Origin of the sequence: Companilactobacillus nodensis DSM 19682 = JCM 14932 = NBRC 107160, from assembly GCF_000615905.1 — a bacterium.
GTDB classification, from domain to species: Bacteria; Bacillota; Bacilli; order Lactobacillales; family Lactobacillaceae; genus Companilactobacillus; species Companilactobacillus nodensis.
This window is the reverse complement of record NZ_BAMN01000007.1, coordinates 63,733-86,227: the sequence shown is the minus strand read 5'-3', so window position 1 is coordinate 86,227 and position 22,495 is coordinate 63,733. Positions and strand designations below refer to the sequence as shown.

Below are 22,495 nucleotides of genomic sequence, written 5' to 3'. Positions count from 1 at the left end.
GAATTGGATGGGTTCTTTTTAATTTCAAGAGGGGTGAAAGAATGAAAGTCAAAGACACACTTAACTTAGGAAAGACAAAATTCCCAATGCGCGGAAATCTTCCTAACAAAGAAGCAGAATGGCAACAAGCCTGGGAAGAAAACAAAATTTATGAAAAGCGCCAAAAATTAAACGAAGGTAAACCAACCTTCGAGTTACTAGATGGCCCTCCATTCGCCAATGGTGATATTCACATGGGACATGCTCTGAATAAGGTATCAAAGGATATTATTATTCGTTATCATTCAATGAATGGTTTCCGTTCACCATATGTTCCTGGTTGGGATACTCATGGTCTACCAATCGAACAACAATTAGCCAAAAAAGGTGTTAAACGTAAGGAAATCAGCATGTCTGAATATCGTAAGATGTGTCGTGACTTTGCGGAAGGTGAAATCAAGAAGCAAATGGCTGGATTCAAACGTCTAGGTGTTTCAGCTGACTGGGATCACCCATATATTACTTATCAACCAGAATTCGAAAAAGAAGAAGTTAAAGTTTTCGGTGAAATGGTAAATAAGGGTTACATCTATCGTGGTAAGAAGCCAGTTTATTGGTCACCATCATCAGAATCAACACTTGCTGAAGCTGAAATTGAATATAAAGATGTTAAGTCACCATCAATCTTCGTTGCTTTCAAAGTACGTGATGGTAAGGACTTGCTAGATAATGATACTTCATTCATCATCTGGACAACTACTCCATGGACAATGCCTTCTAACGAAGCTATCTGTGTCAATCCAAAATTCAACTACTCATTGATCAATGCTGATGGTAAGAAGTACGTCGTTGCTGAAGAACGTATCAGCTTCTTACAAGAAAAACTTGGTTGGGAAAATGTTGAGATTCTCAAAACTTTCAAGGGTGCTGAACTTGAAGGACTAACAGCAACACACCCATTCTACGATCGTGAATCACTATTGATCCTTGGTAACACGTTACATTGGATGATGGTACTGGATTAGTTCATACAGCTCCTGGATTTGGTGCTGATGACTTCGTTGTTGGTATGAAGTACAAGTTGCCAATATTCTCACCAATCGATGAACACGGTTGCTTTACTGATGAGGTTCCAGAATACGAAGGTGTCTACTACGATGACGCCAACAAGATGATCACTAAGAGAATGACAGAAAATGGCTCATTATTGAAGCTAGACTTCTTCACTCACAGTTATCCACATGATTGGCGTACAAAGAAACCCGTTATTTTCCGTGCGACACCACAATGGTTCGCTTCAATCGATAAATTTAGACCACAATTATTGTCAGAACTTGAAAAGGTAAGTTTCATTCCTGATTGGGGTAAAACTCGTCTTTACAATATGATCCGTGATCGTGGCGACTGGGTTATCTCAAGACAACGTGCTTGGGGTGTTCCACTACCAATTTTCTACGCTGAAAATGGCGAACCTATCATGACCAAGGAAATCATTGATCACGTTGCTGACTTATTCGGCAAGTATGGTTCAAATGTTTGGTTCGAACGTGATGCTAAGGACTTACTACCAGAAGGCTACACTAATCCTGCTAGTCCAAATGGTAAGTTCACTAAAGAAACAGATATCATGGATGTTTGGTTTGATTCAGGGACAGCCCACGCTGGTGTTGCTAAGTTACGTGATAACTTACAATTCCCAGCTGACTTAGTTCTTGAAGGTTCTGATCAATATCGTGGATGGTTCAACTCATTGTTGATCACATCTGTTGCTGCCTTTGGGGTTGCTCCATATAAGGCAATTCTTTCTCAAGGTTTCACACTTGATAAGAACGGCGTTAAGATGAGTAAATCACTTGGTAATGTTATTGCTCCATCTGATATCGAAAGACAATTTGGTGCCGAGATCATCCGTCTATGGGTTGCTTCAGTTGACTCAAGTTCTGATGTTGCCGTATCAGTTGATTCATTCAAGCAAGTTTCAGAAACATACCGTAAGATTCGTAATACTCTCAGATTCATGCTTGCCAATACTACAGACTTCGATCCTAAGGCTGACGGTGTTGCTTATGAAGATCTTCGTCCAGAAGACAAGTACATCGCTGTTAAGTTGAATGATCTTGTCAAAGACTTGCATGATGAATATGATGCATACGACTTCGCAGATGTTACTAAGAATGTTGTTCGTTTCATTACTAATGAACTTTCAACATTCTATCTCGACTTTGCCAAGGATGTTGTTTATATTGATCCTGAGGATTCACATTCTCGTCGTTCAATGCAAACAGTTATCTATGATGCAGTTGTTAAGATTGCTAAATTGATGACACCAATCTTGCCACATACTATGGAACAAGTTTGGGAATACTTGAAGGAACCAGAAGAATTCGTTCAATTAGCTGAAATGCCAGAGGTCGAAGATTTAGCTGATGCTGATGAAATCGAAAAAGACTGGTCAGCATTCATGGACTTCCGTGATGATGTTCTCAAGTCACTTGAAGTGGCACGTGCAGATAAATTAATTGGTAAGTCACTAGAAGCTAAGGTTACTGTTTATCCAAGCGAAGATCTTAAGAAGACATTTGATAAGATCAATAGTAACTTCGGTCAACTATTAATTGTTTCACAATTTGAAATCAGTACAGATGCCGCTCCAGCTAACGCTGACAAGTACGAAGATGCCAGTCTATTAGTTGAAAAAGCTGATGGCGAAGTATGTCAAAGATGTCGTATGATCAAGACAGATGTCGGTGATGACTCAAACTTCCCAACATTCTGTGCTAGATGTGCTAAGATTGTTACTGAGGAATATCCTCAAACAATTGAAGAAGGTTTTGAGGGCTAATATATGTTTCAAGGAAAAATAGTACGTTTTAATACAGAACGTGGATTTGGATTTATTAATAATGACGGAGAAGATATTTTCTTCTTTGCGGATTCAATTCTAAATCGTGAGGACTACTTTATTAAGCCTGATCTAGATGTAGAGTTTGAAGTTGCTCCTGGATTCAAAGGTCCACAAGCAGTCAATATTACTATATTAGAAGCTGAACAAGATGAAGAAAGCGCTGAATAGTGCTTTCTTTTTTATTGAAATAATTTATTTGGGAGAGTTGTCATGAATGAAGAAGTAAATCCAAAGAGATGGATGGTACTGATTTCAGTCGGTATCTTTACTTTGATGGCCACATTAGATGGGTCAATCGTTAATATTGCTTTGCCAGTTATCAGTAAGGATTTGAATATCCCGATGAATATGGCTGAATGGATCGTTTCAATTTATTTAGTTACCATTTGTATTTTTCTATTATTATTTGGTAAACTAGCTGATTCAATCGGGAAAATAAAAGTTTTTAAAACAGGTTCGATTTTATTTATTATCGGTTCATTGATTTGTGGTTTTGGTGTAGATCTACCAATTCTTTTGGCTGGTCGTGCTGTTCAGGCCCTTGGTGCTTCTATGGCAATGGCCACTAACAACGGTATTATTACGCAAACTTTCCCATTACGTGAACGCGGATATGCTTTGGGTTATATTGGTTCATTTGTATCGATTGGTGCAATTGCTGGACCTGGTATCGGTGGTTTGATCTTGTCTCAATTCCACTGGAGTTATATTTTCTGGATCAATTTGCCAATTGGTGCAATTGCGTTGTTACTAGGTTATCTGAACTTACCTAAGAAAGAGCCGAAGAATCCGGCTAAGATCGATCGTCGAGGATTCGCAGTTTATTTTGTCACATTGATACTATTCTTTGCGGCAATATTCATTGGTCAGTCAGTTGGGTTCACAAATATTTATATTATTTTGACATTCATTGCTGCCATCGCATTTTTTGTGTTATTTATTCATCTACAAAAAATTACTGAGCAACCAATGATTGAGTTGAGAATATTTAAGAATCATGATTTTACTTTGGGTTTAGTCGTCGGATTCTTGATATTTGTCACTAACTTTTTCTTCAATGTCGTTTCACCATTTTATTTGGAAAACGCGTTGGGAATGCGTGCTTCGATTGCCGGTTATGTCTTGATGATGTTCCCAATCGTCCAAGTTATTGTTGCACCGCTGTCTGGTAAAATGTCGGCTAAAATTAATCCAATCCTGTTAACAATAGCTGGATTAAGTGTTCTTGCTATTGCTCAAATTGGATATTTATTCTTTAATGTAAGTACTAGCCTTTGGTTCATCTTGTTGTTCATTGGTTTGAACGGGTTGGGAAACGGATTGTTTCAAGCCCCAAATAATACGATGATCATGAGTTCGGTTGATCCAAAAGATTTGGGTATTGCTGGAGGATTAAATGCTTTATCACGTAATTTAGGAATGATTATTGGAGTCTCATTTTCAACGACGATATTGTTCTTATCGATGAGTGGATTCTACGGCAAGTCAGTTACGACATATGTTGATGGCAGACCGGATATCTTTATAGATGGTATGCGTGTTACAATGTCATTTGCATTAATAATTTGTTTAATTGCTATAATTATGTCTGTAATTAGATTATTAAAATCACGAGGTTTGAAGAATGGATAAAGAAGATTCAAGATATTATGAAGAAGTAGTCGCTTCAAAACGCATGTTTGGCGGTAAAATTTTTGACGTTGATGTTGAACAAGTTATCTTGCCAAACGGTGTACCCGCAATTAGAGAATTAGTTAGACACCACGGTGCAGTTGGAATCATTCCTTTCACAGATGATGGTAAAATGGTCTTCGTTCGTCAATGGCGTGAACCAATGGAACAAGAAACATTAGAAGTTCCAGCTGGGAAGATCGACCAAGATGAAGGTTCTGATCTTAAAGAAGTTGCTCTCAGAGAAATGAATGAAGAACTTGGGATGACAACGGATCAATTGGATGAAGTAACTTCATTTTATTCAAGCCCCGGTTATTCAGATGAGAAGATTACGATGTTCAGAGCTGATAACCTGAAGGAAGTTGAAAATAAACGTCCACTGGATCCTGATGAATTTTTGAATGTTGAAAAATTAACATTGGATGAAGCAAAAGAACAAATCAAAGCCGGCGTCATTTGTGATGCAAAATCTATCTACTCAGTAACATACTGGGAGTTAATGAATGCAAAAGCTTAATGAACTTTGGAATAAGTTCAAAGATGTTTTAGTTGATACTTTTTCTGGCGGTAAAAAGACCGGTTCCAGTGGTTCAGTTGTTTCGGCTGATGAGGTAGAAAAAAAACAACGTGAATTAAGAGACAAGGAACGTAAGCGTGTTGAAGAAGAGTATCGCAGAGAACATCCTGATCAAATTGAACAAGAAAAAATGACATCTTTTGAGAATAAGACAAATCGTTTGAAAAAACATTTAAATATTGCCATCATTACAGTATTCGGCTTAATTGTGATAGTATTTTTAGTGTTGTTTTTTGTCTAAACAGTATATAAGGAGAATTTTTAAATGAAAATTGGCGTAATCGTTCCAATGGAAGAAGAAATCAAATTACTTAGAGAATCGTTAAGTGATGTAAAAAATGAAACAGTTGCTGGTGTTGAATTCACTATCGGTACTTACAAGACACATTCAGTTTATTTAGCACAAAGTGGTATTGGTAAAGTTCAAGCAGGGATGACAACAACTTTGATCAATGACCGTTACCAACCTGACTTCGTAGTTAATACCGGTTCAGCTGGTGGTGTTGGTGAAGGCTTGAAGATCGGTGATGTAGTGATTTCACGTCGCTTGGCATATCACGATGTTGATGCAACTGGTTTTGGTTATGCAATTGGACAATTGCCACAACAATCATTGTATTTTTATGCTGACGAGGACTATGTTGAGAAAATTCAAGCTGCTGCCAAGAGAACAGGATTGAATTCTCACACCGGTTTAATTGTTACCGGAGACCAATTTATTGACTCAAATGAAAAAATTGCTACAATTAAAAAGTCGTTCCCAGATGTTTTGGCATCTGAAATGGAAGGTGCAGCTGTGGCTCAGGTTTGTGCACAATTCAAAACACCATTCGTTGTAATTCGTTCGATGAGTGATGTGGGAGACGAAGATGCTAGTGTTAATTTCGACGACTTCGTTGTTGAAGCTGGTCGTAAGTCGGTACAAATGTTATTAAATTTCTTGGATCAAGAAGTATAGAAGGGGATTTTTAAATTGGAGTTTACTTATTTAGATAATGCTGCCACAACACCAATGGCTACGGAAGTTGTTGATGTTATTTCTGAGCAAATGGCAAATAACTTTGGAAATGCATCCGCAACCAATTATTTTGGTCGTCAAGCACGCAAAGTATTGGATGAAAGTCGTCATACTATTGCCCAAAGTATTAATGCCAAAGATTCAGAAATCGTTTTTACAAGCGGTGGAACTGAAAGTGATAATACTGCTGTTATTGAAACAGCTTTGTCACGTCAAAAATTAGGTAAACATATTATTACTACGGCTGTTGAACATGAGGCGATATTGAAATCAATGGCTTATCTTGAGACATTAGGATTTGATATTACTTATCTCAAACCCAATCGTCGTGGTGAAATAACAGTTGATCAAGTAAAAACTGCTTTAACTGATGATACGATTCTGGTTACAGTTATGTATGGTAATAACGAGACTGGAGCAAAAAACCCAATTGCTGAAATCGGTAATTTGTTAAAGGATCATCAAGCTTTCTTCCACACTGATGCTGTACAAGCATATGGTCAAGAGGATATTGATGTTCATGCTGAACATATCGATATGATGTCAACATCAGCTCATAAGATCAACGGTCCTAAGTTTATTGGTTTCTTATATATTAATGATGATATTCATATCCCTTCATTTGTTAAGGGTGGCGATCAAGAAACTAAGCGACGTGCTGGTACTGAAAATGTTCCTGCCATTGCCGGTTTTGCTCAGGCGGTCAAACTTATTACTCCTGAAGTAAAGGATGAACGTCGTGATCGTTATTTTGGATTCAAACAAAAAATCCAAGAAATTTTAAAAGCAAATGATGTTCCATTTGAAGTAAATGGACCAACCGATGAGCACGCTTTGAATCATGTCTTCAATCTCTATCTGCCAGGGATTGATCGCGGCGTATTGTTAACTAGACTAGATCTAGAACAATTTGCTGTTTCCGGTGGATCTGCTTGTACAGCAGGAAGCCTTGAACCTTCACACGTCTTAGTAGCTATGTTTGGTGAGGACAGTCCAAAGATCAATGATTCTATCCGTATTAGTTTTGGAAAAGACAATACTGAAGATGAAATTGTTAAATTCTCTAATAAATTAGTCGATATTATTAAAGACTTGACTAATTAGTTGTCTTTATTCAGACTATATTTATGAAGAATTTCACTTAGGAGGTTTTTACTATGAGTAAAAAGGCACAAATTTTGGGTGATACGGAGTTTTATGAACTTAGTCCCGAAATCAAAAAATACGCATTACGAGATGTCGGTTTTCAAGAAACTAAACAAGGTAATTTCCGCCTTGAACGTCCCATCAACGGTAGTTCACCATATGATGCCCGTTATGTCTTGAAAATTACCATCAATAAAGATTTGGATAATCTTAAATTAGCTACTACTGATAAGAGTGGCATGCACAATCTTAATATCTTCAAATTGAAGGATACTGATAAAGAAGTCAGTGACCTTAGATATTTATTAGATTTTATGATTGAAAAGAAAGTTTTAGTGAAGAGCTAAAGAGTGGAGAGGTTTTTTATGGATAATAAGAAGAAGCGCGTTGTTGTTGGAATGAGTGGAGGAGTGGACTCCTCAGTTAGTGCTCTTTTACTTAAACAACAAGGTTATGAGGTCATCGGTGTGTTCATGAAGAACTGGGATGACTCTGATGACGCTGGTGTTTGTACAGCAACAGAGGACTATGAGGATGTAGCTAAGGTTGCCAACAAGATTGGTATTCCTTACTATTCCGTTAACTTTGAAAAGGAGTACTGGAATCGTGTATTCGAGTATTTCTTGGATGAGTATCGTAAGGGTAGAACTCCTAATCCCGATGTTATGTGTAACAAAGAGGTTAAGTTCAAGGCTTTCTTAGATTATGCTGAGAAGTTAAACGCTGATTACATCGCTATGGGTCACTATGCACAAAGCTTCCGTGATGATAATGGTGTTGTTCACTTGCTTCGTGGTGGGGATGCTAACAAGGACCAAACTTATTTCTTGAGTACTGTACAACAACATCAACTACAAAAGGCTTTGTTCCCAATCGGTGGAATGCAAAAGTCTGAGGTACGTCGTATTGCTGAAGAGGCCGGTTTAGCAACTGCTAAGAAGAAGGACTCAACTGGTGTATGTTTCATCGGTGAGAGAAACTTCAGAAAATTCCTTGGTGAGTTCTTACCTGCACAAGCTGGTACAATGATGACACCCGAGGGTGAAGTTAAAGGTAAGCATGCTGGTTTGATGTATTACACAATCGGCCAAAGATCAGGTCTTGGAATTGGTGGAGACGGTAAGTCAAATGCGCCTTGGTTCGTTGTTGGTAAGGATATGTCTAAGAACATTCTTTACGTTGACCAAGGGTATGACAATCCTAGATTGTATGCAGATCATTTGGAAGCATCTGATTTGTCATTTATCACTGGTTTAGACTATGGTGATGAGTTCCACTGCACAGCTAAGTTCAGATATCGTCAACAAGATACTGGTGTTACAGTTCATGTATTAGGCGATGGCAAGGTCAGTGTTGACTTTGATAATCCTGTACGTGCAATTACACCTGGACAAGAAGTTGTCTTCTTTGATGGCGAGGAGTGTCTTGGTGGAGCAACTATTGATGCTGCTTATATGGCTGCTAAGAAGTTGCAATATATCTAGAGTTTTAGAGCGCGTCAAAGGACGGGAACATTTGAGCATTACCTAGACTATTGAGTTTGTAACTCGTTTTGGCCGCATACGAGTTCAATTGATTCCACCTGTTGTGTGACCGGTCCGAGCCGAGGTCTCGGACCTCGATTGTGAGCTTTGCTTCCACAAATCTCATAATCGTCAGTGGTATAAGAAGGTAAATCGCCTTCTAACGCCACTTTCACAACTGGTTCCATCAATCAAACACGTATGCTAGTGTTACTTTAATTGATATAAATAGTGTCCCTTGGGTTATGCATATCTTGTATAGCTTGAGGGACTTTTTTATTACTCGTATATATGGGTATTGTTCTGATATTAAAATTTGAGTACATCATTTCTATTTTTCAGAAACTATAATATCTAATGATTGTGAGAATTAATAATTCTTACTAGTTTTGATTTTACAAAGTAATTAGCCGGAGGACACAAGGAATTTTCTCATAATCGAGATCCAAGACCTTGGCCTGGATCGGTCACACAGCATGAAAACTTTCTTGGGTTCGTAGGCGGCAATAAAACATAGCAACAAACACACCCATAACTTGAAAATAAACCTGAAAATCTTCATAATAGTAACTAATTAACTTTGTAAGGTGAATAATATGGATTTGTATTTTGTCAGACACGGAAAAACGGAATGGAATTTAGAGGGTAAATATCAAGGTGGACATGGTGACTCGCCATTACTGCCAGAAAGCTTGCATGATATTAACAAATTGGCAGGAAGACTTCAGCATGTGAGAATCGATCATGCTTACACTAGCCCCTTGCCAAGAGCGAAAACTACAGCAGAAACTCTGCTAAAAGACATGAATCGCAATATTCCATTGACAGTTGTTGACGGATTACGTGAGTTTGACCTTGGCATTATGGAAGGTCAAAAATTTGTTAAACTAGAAAAAGAAATGCCAGAAGTAATTCACTCATTTAGATTTGAACCAAGCACATACGACTATGAACGTATTCAAGGGGAGTCGTTCGAACAAGTTGCCAAACGGACCAATGAAGCGGTACAAAACATCGTGGATGAGAGTGCAAGTGATAGTTCGGCGTTGATCGTTAGCCATGGTGCTGCCTTGGTAACTTGCATCCAATCGTTACTTGGTGCAAAGGTCGCAGATATTCGGAAGAATGGCGGTCTCTCTAATACTAGTTTGACGCATTTACAATATTCAAATGGTGAATATAAACTTATCAAGTGGAATGAAACGGGTTATCTGGACAAGAAGTTATCAAGTACAGATACGATTTGAGGTATTAAATGGATAAGAAGAAAATTGAAAAAGAAATTAAGAAATTAGTTGATGACTTGAATACCAATAGTAAGCAATTGAGTAAGGTACTCAAGTTGTCAGCTTATTTGGTTGAGGTCGGGGATCTGGAACAGGCTGAAGAATTATTGCTTCGCTCGTTAACTAACTTTCCGGGTGAAAAGGACTTACGTTACAATTTAGGAAATGTTTACTTTATGGCCGCTAAATATGATAAGGCTAGTGATATCTTCCAAAAATTAATTCAAGATAATTATGGTTTCGAAGCTTACTTCATGCAGGCCAAGACATTGGATGAGCAAGGTAAGAAGCAAATGGCAATCGTCTATGCACTGACTGCAACTGAAAAGAATCCCGATGATGTTGCTGGAGTGGAATTAATGGCAGATTTGCTGCTAGCGAATGGTAACTTTGCAGAATCGAAGAATTATTATGAAAAGGCTAATGCAATCAAACCAAGTGCTAAGTATTACTTCAACATAGCCTTGTGTGCGATGAATTTGAACCAGGACTATCAAGAATACTTGAATAAATCTAAGAAGTTGGATGAAAAATATTATTTGAAGAATGAAAAGAAATTGTCAAATCTACAAAAATATTTGACTAAGACTGGAGATAGCAATGGCAGAAAGTGAAAAGGAATATTTCATTGGCACTGTCAAAGCTATTTTTTTTGAAAATCCAGAGAATCTTTTTAAGATTTTTACGATCAAGATAAAAAAGACTAATACCGATTGGGATGGGACTGACATTGTTGTAACCGGTAGTTTCGGTGATATTTCTGAAGAAGAAGAGTACAAGTTTGAAGGACGAATGATCGACCACCCCAAATACGGTAAGCAATTCCAAGCTGATACTTATCAACATAGTCGTCCTAATGGTCGCAAGGAACTCGTCAATTTCTTTTCTGGAGAAGAGTTTCCAGGAATCGGCAAAAAAAAAGCTGAGAAGATTGTTGATGAGTTAGGTACAGATGCAATTGATAAAATATTGCAAGATCCTAATGCATTGGATTTTTTAAAACTTGGTGAAGAGAAGACTAATTTAATTGTTGAACAAATCTCTAAAAATCATCAAACGGAACAAGTGCTATATCAACTCAATAGTTTTGGATTCGGTAATGTTTTGGGAGCACGTATTTATCAGAAGTATGGTGTGAAGACTCTTGAAGTCCTCAACGAAGATCCCTATAAGTTAGTTACTGAAGTTAAGGGGATTGGATTTAAGCGTGCCGACGAGTTGGCCAAGCGTCTGGGGATACCTGAAGATGATCCACGTCGTATTAAGGGTGCTCTCGTACAGTTTGTGACGGTTTTGATACAGAATACAGGAGATACTTATATCTTCAAAGAAGAGCTCTTAAAACGTGCAATAGGAGTTCTACAGTCCGGTAATCAAAATGGAGCTGAGTTAGGCGAAAAAATTGCTAACTGTTTACGTGATCTAGTCAATGATGGAGTCCTTTTGGTCGAAGATGATCGTGTTTATGATAAGAATTATTTTGATGCTGAATGGTCAATCTCTCAATCGTTAAAAATGATTACTGACACCTTCAAGGGTGTTTCTTGGAGGGATAAGGAATTCAAAAAAGAATTAAAACATGTTGAGAAAATGTTCAAGGTCAAGTATGATCCATCGCAAGAAGAGGCTATTAAGCAATCACTGACACATTCGTTATTCCTACTAACTGGTGGTCCCGGTACTGGTAAGACAACCATTATTAATGGAATTGTGGCAGCGTATGCCAAGTTGAATGATGCTACTTTAGATCCATCTTCTGAAGATTATGCGATTGCGTTGGCGGCACCAACTGGTCGTGCTGCTAAGCACATGGGCGAATCCACAGGACTTCCTGCAATGACGATTCACCGTTTGTTGGGGCTGACTGGAACGGAAGATGATGAGTTTGCCGAATCAACTTTGGATTGTAAATTATTGATTATTGATGAGATGTCGATGGTCGATACGAAGTTATTCAGAACTTTGATCACGGCAGTTCAACCGGGAACACAAGTTGTCTTAGTTGGTGATAAGGATCAGTTGCCATCAGTTGGACCTGGACAGATTTTTTCTGACATGATCAGCAGTCAAGTATTTCCAACGACGATTCTGAAGGATATCCATCGACAAGATGAAGATTCCACTATCATTCAATTGGCACACGATGTAAATGAAGGCATAGTCAATGATGATGTTTTTCAGAATAAATCTGATCGCAGTTATATTCGCAGTAATAGTCGTAATGTTCCGGAGGTTCTCTCACAAATTATCAGTAAATCCAGTGAACGTGGTTTTGATATTGCGGATGTGCAAGTTTTAGCACCGATGTACCGTGGGATTGCTGGAATAGATAATTTGAATCAGACGATTCAAGATGTTGTTAATCCGATGACTCCCAAGCGTAAGGAAGTTGCTATGGGAAATGTTCATTATCGAATCAAGGATAAGGTAGTTTATTTAGTCAATACACCTGAGGATAATGTCTTTAATGGTGAGATTGGTAAGATAGTTGGTATTTTGTTAGCCAAGGAAAATACTGATCATGTTGACAAATTGGTCATTGATTTTGATGGTAATGAAGTTACGTTGGATCGAAAAGATTGGACCAATATTGCTTTAGCCTATTGCACATCAATTCACAAGGCACAGGGTTCTGAATTTGAAATGGTTATTTTGCCACTAGTGAATGAAGAATCAAGAATGTTACGACGGAATTTGTTGTACACGGCAATCACTCGTTCACGAAAGCTTTTGATCATGGTAGGTGATAGGTCGGCCTTTGAGCGTTCTATTACTGATCAATCGTCGGAACGAAATACCACTTTGAAGGAACGTATCTTCGAAACCTTTAAAGTTAAACCTGAAGAGACAAAGACTGAAGCGGCTGATAGTACCGAGGTAGTGGATGAAAAACCCAAAGACTATATTTTAACTTTGGATATGGTCATGGATAGTTCGATCGACCCAATGATCGGAATGGAAAATGTTACACCGTTTGATTTTATGCAAAAGAAAGAAGCTTAGTAGACGAATAACTCGTGTACTAAGCTTCTTTTAGTGTAATGGTATCCAAAATTTGTGTTGAGCAACCGTAAAATCAATATCAAAATTGTGTTGTCCCAACTCCTCGCCATCCATTTGCCCGTGTTCCGGGGCATAACTGGTCAAGTGGTATGTCGCGGCTTGAGTATGCCAAACGTTTTTATCTTTCAAGTGAGATCCATTGGTAAATAATTCAGTGAATAATTTAATAAAGGTTAAACCAGATATTTTATGAACGATCACCAAGTCTAGTTTTTGATCGAATGGTGTCGCTAGTGGATCAATGGCTACACCGCCACCAAAGTAGGGATGATTAGTAGCTGAAACAATGTAGGCATCATCGAAATGCTTTGTTTCACCATTTACAGTGACGTCTAATGGAAATGAGTTTTGATTCTTGATAACTGTTACCAAACTGGAGACGTAGGCCAATGTACCGAGTTTCATTTTGTTGAGTAAATCTTTTCTTTTTGAGTGGTTAGTCTCGTAGACGGTGAAAGCATCTATCCAATACCAATGTTGTTGACGAAGTATTTTGTGTTATCTTGCGACTGTGCTTTACCGACGTCGATTATGGATGGTTCATTCATAGCCAGTATCTTTTGGATCAGCACTGTGGGATTTTGTTTACGAATCTTGATGCCACGACTGAAATCATTTCCAGAACCACCAGGAATATAGCCTAGGGGAGTATCAGGATTATTAGATTGTTTAACGCCATTTAATGATTGATTCAGTGTTCCGTCGCCCCCAAGCACAATGATCCTGGAGTATGGTTCTAAGTTATTAGCCAGGTACTTGGCGATTCTAACTCCGTCTCCATTGCTGCGAGTTGTGTGGACTTGATAGTTAAGATTGATATTGTCTAAGTAATGTTGAACTTTTTTCCAAGCTTGCATCGATTGACCATTACCAGCACGTTCATTTAAAATTATTTCTAGTTTACCAACTTTTGACATGAATTTTCCCCTCAAAAAAACAACTATGTTTCCATTAAATCACAAAATATTAATTTGAGGCAATAAAAAAAGCAGATCCGAAGATCTGCTTTTTGCAAATTTAAATTGAAGTTGAAATCAACATTGGTAAGATGACAGGATTTCTGGCTGTACGTTTGTACAAGAACTCTTGTAGTCCTTCAATGATGATACGTTTTAAGGCTGCTTCAGTAACTTTGTTTTCATCGTCATCAAATGCGTTCTTGATGAGATGGAAGACACGTTTCTGTGCTTGGTTGATCAATTCACCGGATTCACGCATATAGACGAAACCACGTGAAAGGATATCAGGACCAGCTAAGACGATGTGCTTTTGATAATCGATAGTTGCTACAACAACGACCATTCCTTCTTCTGAAAGAACTTGACGATCGTGGATAACAACATTACCGATATCACCAACACCCTTACCATCGACGTACACATCTCCAGCAGGGAAGTGACCAGCAACTCTGGCTGAATCACTTGTAAGTGCTAAGACGTCACCATTTTCAAGCAAGAATGAGTGATCCATCGGAACATCACACAATTCAGCTAATTCAGTATGTATCTTCAACATTCTGTATTCACCGTGAATTGGCATGAAGAACTTAGGTTTCATCAATCTAAGCATCAATTCTTGTTCTGTTTGACCACCGTGACCAGAAGCATGGATGTTGTTTACCTTACCATGGATAACTTCGGCACCAGCTTCAGAAAGTTGGTTGATCAAGTGGTTAACACTGATCGTGTTACCAGGAATTGGATTACTTGAGAAGATAACAGTATCACCAGGTTGAATTGTGATCTGACGGTGAGTACCGTTAGCAATTCTACTCAAGGCAGCTAGTGGTTCACCTTGTGATCCAGTACATAGGATCAAAGTCTCATTGGCAGGAGTACGGTTAAGTTCGTGTGGATCGATAATCATTTCATCAGGGATATTTAGATATCCTAATTCACGACCGTTGGCGATAGCTTGTTCCATACTTCGTCCGAAGACGGCGATCTTTCTACCTTGTTGCATCGCTGCATCAACAGCTTGAGAAACACGATAGATATTTGAAGCAAAGGTAGCGAAGATGATTCTTCCTTGAATTGTTTCAAATATTTGATGAATTGTTAGACCAACTGAACGTTCGGACTTAGAAAATGTTGGTATTTCAGCGTTTGTACTATCTGATAGTAAACAAAGAACGCCTTCTTGTCCGAGTTGGGCCATACGTTGTAGATTTGGAGCAGGTAAGCCGGCAACAGGTGTTAAGTCAAACTTGAAATCACCAGTTTCAACGATGATACCTTGTGGTGTGTGAACAGCAACACCGAGTGTATCAGGAATTGAGTGGGTAGTTCTGAAGAATGAAACGCTCAACTTAGGAAACTTAACAACAGTATCCTCATTGATAACGTTCATCTTAGTAGACTTAAGCAGACCATGTTCTTCCAACTTACCATTGATCAATGCACAAGCTAATGGACCGGCATAAACAGGAATGTTTGGAAGTTGTTGCAATAGATAAGGAATACCACCAATGTGGTCTTCGTGACCATGGGTGATGAATAGACCCTTGATCTTATCTTGATTCTCAACTAGGTAACTGTAATCAGAAATTACGTAGTCGATACCTAGAAGTTCATCTTCTGGAAACTTGATTCCGGCGTCAATGATGACAAGTTCATCTTGATATTGAACACCGTACATATTTTTACCGATTTCGCCAAGGCCCCCGATGGCAAAAACGGAAACTTCATTATTTTTAACTTTTACGGTCATTAACTAAAACTCCGTAAGTTTGTAATCTGGACTTTTTTGTTCATATTCAAGATGTTCTTCATCAAGTTCTTGAATAAATTCAATATGATAGTCCGTATTATTTTCGACAGCTTGACGTACTTCGATACTTGAGTTGGCGTCAACATAAATTGATTTTGTAGATTCACGACGGGGGTTATCTAGTTCACTTTCTTGGTACAAAACTTTATAAATCACTTATAATTTCTCCTTTAATTGAGCCGCATTACAGCGGTATTTTACTTTAAAATCGACGAAACAGGTCAGTTCCGTCTCAGCATTTTCCAGTCCATTTGGTTGAAATATCAACAGTTAGCATAATTTTAACATATATACAGGTCTAAGTATATTGATATGGGCGTAATTATGAGAGTACGACAGTGCTTGGATCGAGGTCGAATGGAGCGGTTTTGCTGATCTTGTCATAGTATAAGTGACCGTTCAAATGATCGATTTCATGTTGACATACGATTGCAGGATAATCTCTAACACGTAATGTTTGGTGATTGCCGTCGAAATCATCGTATTCAATAGTAATACGGTCAGCACGAGGTACGAATCCAGGGACGTCTTTATCAACTGATAGGCAACCTTCACCTTCAGATAGAGCAGCGTTTTGAACTGAGTTTCTAACAATAACAGGATTGATCAAAGTAATCTTTAGAAGTGGCTTGTCAGGTTCTTCTTCGTTTGGTACTAAGACAGAAGCCATCATTTTTGAAACACCAACTTGTGGTGCAGCCAAACCTACACCGGCACGTAATTGGTGTTTTTCAGCAAATTTTTCATCTTGACTGTTGATCAAGTATTCCATCATATCATGGGCAAGCTTTTTGTCCTCATCGCTCAATGGAAATGCTACCTTTTGAGATACTTTTCTTAAAACGGGATCGCCATCACGGACGATATCTTTCATTAAATACATAGTTTCCTCCAAAATATATTGATGAATTTAGTAAATTAAATAGTACAAGTACTTACATTATAAATTAATTTCCAGAAAATTTTGAGTAAATTGTAGAAAAACTTTTTTATCAGCAACATTTTACCTTATATGGAATATAATGAAACAAAATAATACTGTTCAGGGGAGAATAGTCATGTCAAAGAAATTGTATATGCTGGTCGGAGAAATAATGTTTTTCTTTCTATTAATAATAGTTACAAATGTCAGTGTACATGCATCAGTCATGGACGGACCTAACGTTGGTGAATACATTTATGAACAACATGAGATTCTGACCCAGGATCAGTATTCCAAGATCAATGATATTAATAATCAGCTACAAACGGGAAATAAGCGTCAGAGATTATATGTGGTTATTTTGGATAATGATCCACAAAGGCCAGATGCCAGTGACAGAATGTATCAATACTTGGGAATTAAGTACAATGATGAGTATGCAGCAAAAATTTTACAAAAGTGGTGTGGTAATCAGGAATATGACGATAGATCCGGTGATAGTATGTTGGTCTTGTACCGTAATCAGGGGAGAATTGGTTTTATTCCTTCTGGAGATTCAAGTATTTATTTAACGGATTATAAGTTTTGGAAGCTGACCTTTGGAAAAATGAACGGTGTAAAAACAAATACGGTTGACACGCAGATAGATACATTGATCAGTATATCTGATAAGTTGGTTCGCCCAATGTTGTATAGTGTGAATGAAAAACATGCTAGCAGTTCCAACTGGAGAATTGTTAATGGAGAATTTATTGCTGGTTTAATAATATCTGGTGCAATTATCTTTATACTTATTTTGTTCATTGCACTTGGATACAATCCAGCGGGTGCAGATTACACCCCAGACAGTTATGATAATGGATTTTATGACGGATATAGTTATTCCAACTCTCAAAATGATGACGATAATAGTGAATTTTAAAATTTTTTTTGATTAAAGAACAAGGGCAAATTGCTGTCCTTGTTCTTTTTTTCACATTCAAATAGTTAGGAAAAATTCTTAATTACATGCTAAACTTTAATTTGTATGTTAGCGCTATCAGAAAAATCAATTCATTTAGGAGGATTCATTTATGAAACTTATTGATTACGGTGTAAGGGATGACGAAAGAAAGTACATTGAAGAATGGTCAAAAGAGAATGATATTGAAGTTAAGATCGTTCAAGAATTATTGACGCCAGAAACAGTGGAACTAGCTAATGGTTTTGACGGCATTGTTGCATACCAACAATTGCCATATGATCCGGTTGTCTTTGACAAGATGAATGAATATGGGATTCATGTTATCTCTCTAAGGAATGTCGGTGTTGACAACGTTCCTTTCGATGCACTACGTAAGAATGACATTAAGTTGACCAACGTTCCAAGTTACTCACCGGAAGCTATCGCTGAGTACTCAGTAACTGGTCTAATGGCATTACTGAGAAACTTGAAGCATATGATCCGTAAAGTTGATAACCATGATTTTGAATGGGCACCTGATATTGGACGTGAGTTGAATCAGTTAACAGTTGGTGTTGCTGGTACTGGTAGAATTGGTCGCGCAGCAATTAAGATATACGAAGGATTTGGCGCAAAGGTCATTGCCTTCGATAAATATCGTAATGATGAATTGGACAAACGTGGCATGTATGTGGATACGTTAGATGAGTTACTGAAACAGTCAGACGTGGTTACACTTCATCTACCTAGTTTGGGTAAGGGCAATACTGTGATCAACGCTAAGACGATTGCTGAAATGAAGGATGACGCCATTGTTGTAAACACTGGTCGTGGTGATCTGATCAATACTCAAGACCTGTACGATGCAATCGGTAACGGTAAATTATACGGAGCCGTAATGGATGTGTATGAAAACGAAGTAGGTATCTTTAATACCGATGTTTCAGACCAGGAATTAGAAGATAAGCTACTTGAAAAGTTGATTAAGAGCCCAAGAATCATTCTTACACCACATATTGCCTTTTACACTACAAAGGCTGTAAAGAATATGGCAACTATTTCATTGAACTCGATGATTGATGAGTTAAAGACTGGTACGTCTAGTAATGAGATCGACATAGAAAAATAGTTAAAATTTTCACAAACTTTTCTGAAAATTTTTTTTGTGAAAACGGCTTTAGTCCCTTGTTTTTTAGCACATCAATGTTAAACTAAATTTATGTGAAAGCCCTTACAGATTCACAAAGGGTTAGTTTTTTATGAAAGGACTGTGGAGAATGGCAAACGAACCAATTGTTGATTTTGAAGCAATTAAAAATGATTTAACAAATGTACCAAAGCCAATTCAAATTTTGAATGAAAACGCTGAAGTTATAGATCAAGATGCTTTCAATTCATTTTCTGATGATGACTTAGTAGAATTTATGAAAAAAATGGTCTGGGAACGTGCATTGCACAATCAGACAATGAACTTCTCACGTCAAGGACGTATGGGATTTTATGCACCTACTGAGGGTGAAGAAGCATCTGAGATGGGGACTGTATTGGCAATGAAGGATCAAGATTATTTGTTGCCAGCATACCGTGATGTTCCACAATTAATTCAACATGGGGCCACTGTTACTGAGGCATATCTATGGTCAAGAGGACATGTAATAGGCAATAAGTTCAAGCTCGTTCATTGATGCCACAAATTATTATTGGTGCTGCATACAACGAAGCTGCCGGTGTTGCTATGGGTATTAAGAAGAACAAAGAAGAAGACGCAATCGCATTTACATATACAGGTGATGGTGGTACTTCTCAAGGTGATAGTTACGAAGGTATGAACTTCGCTGGAGCATTCCAAGTTCCTGCACTATTCATCGTTCAAAATAACGGATTTGCTATTTCAACACCACGTAAGAAGCAAACTGCTGCTCCAACATTAGCTCAAAAGGCTGTTGCTGCTGGTATCCCTTCTGTTCAAGTTGATGGTATGGATATTCTTGCTTGTTACAAGGTTGCCAAGGCTGCTCGTGATTACATGGTAGCTGGTAATGGTCCAGTAATGATTGAAACACTCACATATCGTTATGGTGCTCACTCAAGTGCTGGTGATGATCCTAAACGTTACAGAACAAAGGAAGAAACACAACCTTGGTTCGATAAAGATCCACTTATTCGTTTGAGAAAGATTCTTGAAGATAAGGGTCTCTGGTCAGAAGAACAAGAAGATAAATTAATTGACGAATACAAAGCATCATTTAAGGAAGCTATTAAAGAGGCTGATGCAGTACCTGCTGATAAAGTTTCAGATATGTTGAAACGTACCTTTGAAATTCCAACTCCAGAAATGAAAAAAGAAATTGATAAATTTGAAGCAAAGGAGTCGAAGTAAAGATGGCAAAGAAAACCTATATTCAAGCAATCACTGATGCTCTAGACATTGTCTTGGAAGACGATCCAAAGACATTGATCTTCGGTGAAGATGTTGGTAAAAATGGTGGTGTATTTAGAACCACACAAGGCCTTCAAGACAAATACGGTGAGGACCGTGTTTTCGATACTCCTTTAGCTGAATCAGGTATTTTAGGATTAGCTACTGGTTTAGGTTTAACTGGTTGGCGTCCAATCCCTGAAATCCAATTCATGGGATTCTCATTTGAAGCAGTTGATCAAATCGTTGGACAAGAAGCAAGAATGCGTTTCCGTTTTGACGGACAAAAGACATCTCCTGTAACTATCCGTACACCTTATGGTGGTGGTACTCACACTGCTGAAATGCACGCTGATAACTTGGAAAGTTACTTCACAGGTACTCCAGGACTACGTGTTGTTATGCCAAGTAATCCATACGATGCTAAGGGACTATTGATTTCATCAGTTGAAAACAATGACCCAGTCTTATTTATGGAAAACTTAAAGCTATATCGTTCAATGAAAGACGATATTCCTGATGGCAAGTATACAGTTCCATTGGACAAAGCAAACGTTGTTCGCGAAGGTAATGATATTACTATCGTAGCTTACGGTGCTGAAGTTAATGAAGCTAAGAAAGTTGCCGACAAACTTGCTGATAAGAATATTTCAGTTGAAGTTATTGATCTAAGAACAGTTTCACCAATTGATACTGAAACAATTTTCAAATCAATTGAAAAGACTCATAAAGTTGTAATCGTTCAAGAAGCACAAAAGATTGCGGGTGTCGGAGCACAAGTTGCTTCAGCAATCGCTGAAGGTGCCGTACTTTCGCTTGATGCACCAGTTGGTAGAGTGGCTGCTCCAAACAGTGTTTACCCATTTGCACAAAGTGAAGATTATTGGATTCCAGGCGCAGATGAGATCGAAGAAAAAGTAAACGAAGTTCTTAATTATTAAGGTTTTAAGATAGAAAGGAAGGAAACCAGCCATGGCTTACAAATTTAAACTACCAGAATTAGGCGAAGGAATGGCCGAAGGTGAAATCGCTAGTTGGCTTGTCAAAGAGGGCGACACAGTTAAAGAGGATGACTCACTTGTCGAAATCCAAAATGACAAATCAGTTGAAGAATTACCTTCACCTGTATCAGGTACAGTAAAGAAAATTGTTGCTCAAGAGGGTGACACAGTAGAAATCGGAGCTACATTGATCGTTATCGACGATGGTTCTCCAGATACTGGAGACGATGATGAAGCTCCAGCAGCAGATACAAAGGAAGAGGCTCCAGCTGCAGCACCTGCAGAAGAAGCTAAATCTGAAGCAGCACCAGCTCCAGCCGCAGAGGCAACTGGTTCCGCAAACAAGGATTATTTGGCAATGCATCAGTCCGTCAATATGCTAGAGATCAAGGCGTTGATCTATCATTAGTAACTCCAAGTGGTAAGCATGGTCAAATCAGTAAAGCTGACGTTGATTCATACAAATCCGGAGCTCCAGCCGCAAGTGCACAACCTGCAGCTGCTGCAGCACCAGCCGCAAAAGCAGCCGGTCCAGCAGTTAAACCATACAAGTCTGATGAACCAGAACTTGAAACACGTGAAAAGATGAGTATGACTAGAAAAGCTATTGCTAAAGCAATGCGTAGTAGTAAAGACATCGCTCCACACGTTACAAGTTTTGATGACGTTGAAGTTTCAGTATTGATGGCTAACCGTAAGAAGTATAAGACAGTTGCTGCTGATAAAGGTATCAAACTAACATTCTTGCCTTACATCGTTAAAGCTTTGGTTGCCGTAATGAAAGAATATCCAGAATTCAATGCATCAATTGATAATACAACTGATGAAATTGTCTACAAGCACTACTACAATGTTGGTATTGCTACAAACACTGAACATGGTTTGTATGTACCAAACATTAAGAATGCTGATTCTAAAGGTATGTTCGAAATTGCCAAAGAAATCACAGAAAACACACAAGCTGCATATGACAACAAGCTAAATGCTAAGTCAATGTCAGGCGGCTCAATCACTATTAGTAACGTTGGATCAATCGGTGGCGGCTGGTTTACACCAGTTATCAACCAACCCGAAGTTGCTATTCTAGGTGTTGGTAAGATTGCTAATGAACCATACGTTGATGATGATGGCAACATCGCAGTTGGTAAGATGTTGAAGCTTTCATTAACATACGATCACAGATTGATCGATGGTGCTTTGGCACAAAACGCATTGAATCTATTAAAGAAATTATTGCATGAACCAGACATGTTACTGATGGAGGGCTAGT

General features: G+C 38.2%; 19 protein-coding genes and 3 pseudogenes. 17 read left to right on the top strand and 5 right to left on the bottom strand.

The genetic code is table 11. The features are described from left to right. Window positions 1-41: 41 nt before the first annotated feature. The 12 genes and pseudogenes from ileS to recD2 all read left to right on the top strand — a co-directional run bounded on the left by ileS (window position 42) and on the right by recD2 (window position 13,111). Window positions 42-2,821: pseudogene (ileS, locus tag JCM14932_RS14810) on the top strand (isoleucine--tRNA ligase). A 3-nt stretch (window positions 2,822-2,824) separates the two neighbouring features. Then, window positions 2,825-3,052, top strand: coding sequence for a cold-shock protein (locus JCM14932_RS06760; protein WP_025024222.1), 228 nt, complete (start codon window positions 2,825-2,827; stop codon window positions 3,050-3,052). Between the two features lie 42 nt (window positions 3,053-3,094). After that, window positions 3,095-4,516 (top strand): MFS transporter, encoded by a 1,422-nt coding sequence (locus JCM14932_RS06755; RefSeq protein WP_025024221.1) that lies wholly within the window; start codon window positions 3,095-3,097, stop codon window positions 4,514-4,516. Beyond that, window positions 4,509-5,075 carry an NUDIX hydrolase gene (locus JCM14932_RS06750; protein ID WP_025024220.1) on the top strand — a complete coding sequence of 189 codons (567 nt, stop codon included), beginning with the start codon at window positions 4,509-4,511 and terminating at the stop codon, window positions 5,073-5,075. The genes JCM14932_RS06755 and JCM14932_RS06750 overlap by 8 nt, the downstream gene beginning before the upstream one ends. Next, window positions 5,062-5,376 (top strand): hypothetical protein, encoded by a 315-nt coding sequence (locus tag JCM14932_RS14805; protein ID WP_025024219.1) that lies wholly within the window; start codon window positions 5,062-5,064, stop codon window positions 5,374-5,376. The genes JCM14932_RS06750 and JCM14932_RS14805 overlap by 14 nt, the downstream gene beginning before the upstream one ends. A 24-nt stretch (window positions 5,377-5,400) precedes the next feature. Further along, the gene (locus tag JCM14932_RS06740) at window positions 5,401-6,093 is read left to right on the top strand and encodes a 5'-methylthioadenosine/adenosylhomocysteine nucleosidase (protein WP_025024218.1); all 693 of its coding nucleotides are present in this window, start codon (window positions 5,401-5,403) and stop codon (window positions 6,091-6,093) included. 15 nt (window positions 6,094-6,108) lie between these two features. Beyond that, window positions 6,109-7,257: a cysteine desulfurase family protein gene (locus JCM14932_RS06735; RefSeq protein ID WP_025024217.1), complete on the top strand. Its 1,149-nt coding sequence runs from the start codon at window positions 6,109-6,111 to the stop codon at window positions 7,255-7,257. Between the two features lie 53 nt (window positions 7,258-7,310). Then, window positions 7,311-7,646, top strand: coding sequence for a hypothetical protein (locus JCM14932_RS06730; protein WP_025024216.1), 336 nt, complete (start codon window positions 7,311-7,313; stop codon window positions 7,644-7,646). Between the two features lie 18 nt (window positions 7,647-7,664). Next, a complete protein-coding gene (gene mnmA / locus JCM14932_RS06725; protein ID WP_025024215.1) occupies window positions 7,665-8,783 on the top strand; it encodes a tRNA 2-thiouridine(34) synthase MnmA in 1,119 nt (372 codons plus the stop codon). 635 nt (window positions 8,784-9,418) lie between these two features. Next, window positions 9,419-10,069: a histidine phosphatase family protein gene (locus JCM14932_RS06720; RefSeq protein ID WP_025024214.1), complete on the top strand. Its 651-nt coding sequence runs from the start codon at window positions 9,419-9,421 to the stop codon at window positions 10,067-10,069. Window positions 10,070-10,077: 8 nt separating this feature from the next. Then, window positions 10,078-10,722, top strand: a complete 645-nt coding sequence (locus JCM14932_RS06715) for a tetratricopeptide repeat protein (RefSeq protein WP_025024213.1) — start codon at window positions 10,078-10,080, stop codon at window positions 10,720-10,722. Then, a complete protein-coding gene (gene recD2, locus JCM14932_RS06710; protein ID WP_025024212.1) occupies window positions 10,709-13,111 on the top strand; it encodes an SF1B family DNA helicase RecD2 in 2,403 nt (800 codons plus the stop codon). Before JCM14932_RS06715 ends, recD2 begins: the two co-directional genes overlap by 14 nt. 30 nt (window positions 13,112-13,141) lie before the next feature. Here recD2 and JCM14932_RS17065 read toward each other — a convergent pair whose 3' ends face one another. The 5 genes from JCM14932_RS17065 to def form a co-directional block, all read right to left on the bottom strand. Next, on the bottom strand, window positions 13,142-13,576 hold the full coding sequence (locus tag JCM14932_RS17065) for a diacylglycerol/lipid kinase family protein (protein WP_235700545.1): 435 nt from the start codon (window positions 13,574-13,576) through the stop codon (window positions 13,142-13,144). Window positions 13,577-13,632: 56 nt separating this feature from the next. Next, window positions 13,633-14,088 (bottom strand): diacylglycerol/lipid kinase family protein, encoded by a 456-nt coding sequence (locus tag JCM14932_RS17060; protein ID WP_235700544.1) that lies wholly within the window; start codon window positions 14,086-14,088, stop codon window positions 13,633-13,635. Window positions 14,089-14,188: 100 nt separating this feature from the next. Further along, on the bottom strand, window positions 14,189-15,880 hold the full coding sequence (gene rnjA / locus JCM14932_RS06700; protein WP_025024211.1) for a ribonuclease J1: 1,692 nt from the start codon (window positions 15,878-15,880) through the stop codon (window positions 14,189-14,191). A gap of 3 nt (window positions 15,881-15,883) precedes the next feature. Next, window positions 15,884-16,096: a DNA-directed RNA polymerase subunit epsilon gene (locus JCM14932_RS06695; RefSeq protein WP_025024210.1), complete on the bottom strand. Its 213-nt coding sequence runs from the start codon at window positions 16,094-16,096 to the stop codon at window positions 15,884-15,886. Between the two features lie 166 nt (window positions 16,097-16,262). Next, window positions 16,263-16,823, bottom strand: a complete 561-nt coding sequence (gene def / locus JCM14932_RS06690; RefSeq protein ID WP_025024209.1) for a peptide deformylase — start codon at window positions 16,821-16,823, stop codon at window positions 16,263-16,265. A gap of 175 nt (window positions 16,824-16,998) precedes the next feature. Between def and JCM14932_RS06685 the strand changes: the two genes are divergently transcribed. The 5 genes and pseudogenes from JCM14932_RS06685 (at window position 16,999) to JCM14932_RS14785 (ending at window position 22,494) form a co-directional block, all read left to right on the top strand. Next, complete coding sequence (locus JCM14932_RS06685; RefSeq protein ID WP_025024208.1) at window positions 16,999-17,784, top strand: hypothetical protein; 786 nt, start codon at window positions 16,999-17,001, stop codon at window positions 17,782-17,784. A gap of 151 nt (window positions 17,785-17,935) precedes the next feature. Then, window positions 17,936-18,934 carry a D-2-hydroxyacid dehydrogenase gene (locus tag JCM14932_RS06680; protein WP_025024207.1) on the top strand — a complete coding sequence of 333 codons (999 nt, stop codon included), beginning with the start codon at window positions 17,936-17,938 and terminating at the stop codon, window positions 18,932-18,934. Between the two features lie 148 nt (window positions 18,935-19,082). After that, window positions 19,083-20,185, top strand: a pseudogene (gene pdhA, locus JCM14932_RS14790) (pyruvate dehydrogenase (acetyl-transferring) E1 component subunit alpha). 2 nt (window positions 20,186-20,187) lie between these two features. Continuing rightward, window positions 20,188-21,165, top strand: a complete 978-nt coding sequence (locus JCM14932_RS06670; RefSeq protein WP_025024206.1) for an alpha-ketoacid dehydrogenase subunit beta — start codon at window positions 20,188-20,190, stop codon at window positions 21,163-21,165. A 31-nt stretch (window positions 21,166-21,196) separates the two neighbouring features. After that, window positions 21,197-22,494: pseudogene (locus tag JCM14932_RS14785) on the top strand (2-oxo acid dehydrogenase subunit E2). Window position 22,495: the final 1 nt, after the last annotated feature.

Excerpts from the sequence above, each read along its gene's own strand:
- JCM14932_RS06760 (WP_025024222.1), top strand. The coding sequence starts at position 2,825 with ATGTTTCAAGGAAAAATAGTACGTTTTAATACAGAACGTGGATTTGGA.
- JCM14932_RS06755 (WP_025024221.1), top strand. The coding sequence starts at position 3,095 with ATGAATGAAGAAGTAAATCCAAAGAGATGGATGGTACTGATTTCAGTC.
- JCM14932_RS06750 (WP_025024220.1), top strand. The coding sequence starts at position 4,509 with ATGGATAAAGAAGATTCAAGATATTATGAAGAAGTAGTCGCTTCAAAA.
- JCM14932_RS14805 (WP_025024219.1), top strand. The coding sequence starts at position 5,062 with ATGCAAAAGCTTAATGAACTTTGGAATAAGTTCAAAGATGTTTTAGTT.
- JCM14932_RS06740 (WP_025024218.1), top strand. The coding sequence starts at position 5,401 with ATGAAAATTGGCGTAATCGTTCCAATGGAAGAAGAAATCAAATTACTT.
- JCM14932_RS06730 (WP_025024216.1), top strand. The coding sequence starts at position 7,311 with ATGAGTAAAAAGGCACAAATTTTGGGTGATACGGAGTTTTATGAACTT.
- mnmA (WP_025024215.1), top strand. The coding sequence starts at position 7,665 with ATGGATAATAAGAAGAAGCGCGTTGTTGTTGGAATGAGTGGAGGAGTG.
- JCM14932_RS06720 (WP_025024214.1), top strand. The coding sequence starts at position 9,419 with ATGGATTTGTATTTTGTCAGACACGGAAAAACGGAATGGAATTTAGAG.
- JCM14932_RS06715 (WP_025024213.1), top strand. The coding sequence starts at position 10,078 with ATGGATAAGAAGAAAATTGAAAAAGAAATTAAGAAATTAGTTGATGAC.
- recD2 (WP_025024212.1), top strand. The coding sequence starts at position 10,709 with ATGGCAGAAAGTGAAAAGGAATATTTCATTGGCACTGTCAAAGCTATT.
- JCM14932_RS17065 (WP_235700545.1), bottom strand. The coding sequence starts at position 13,576 with ATGAAACTCGGTACATTGGCCTACGTCTCCAGTTTGGTAACAGTTATC.
- JCM14932_RS17060 (WP_235700544.1), bottom strand. The coding sequence starts at position 14,088 with ATGTCAAAAGTTGGTAAACTAGAAATAATTTTAAATGAACGTGCTGGT.
- rnjA (WP_025024211.1), bottom strand. The coding sequence starts at position 15,880 with ATGACCGTAAAAGTTAAAAATAATGAAGTTTCCGTTTTTGCCATCGGG.
- def (WP_025024209.1), bottom strand. The coding sequence starts at position 16,823 with ATGTATTTAATGAAAGATATCGTCCGTGATGGCGATCCCGTTTTAAGA.
- JCM14932_RS06685 (WP_025024208.1), top strand. The coding sequence starts at position 16,999 with ATGTCAAAGAAATTGTATATGCTGGTCGGAGAAATAATGTTTTTCTTT.
- JCM14932_RS06680 (WP_025024207.1), top strand. The coding sequence starts at position 17,936 with ATGAAACTTATTGATTACGGTGTAAGGGATGACGAAAGAAAGTACATT.
- JCM14932_RS06670 (WP_025024206.1), top strand. The coding sequence starts at position 20,188 with ATGGCAAAGAAAACCTATATTCAAGCAATCACTGATGCTCTAGACATT.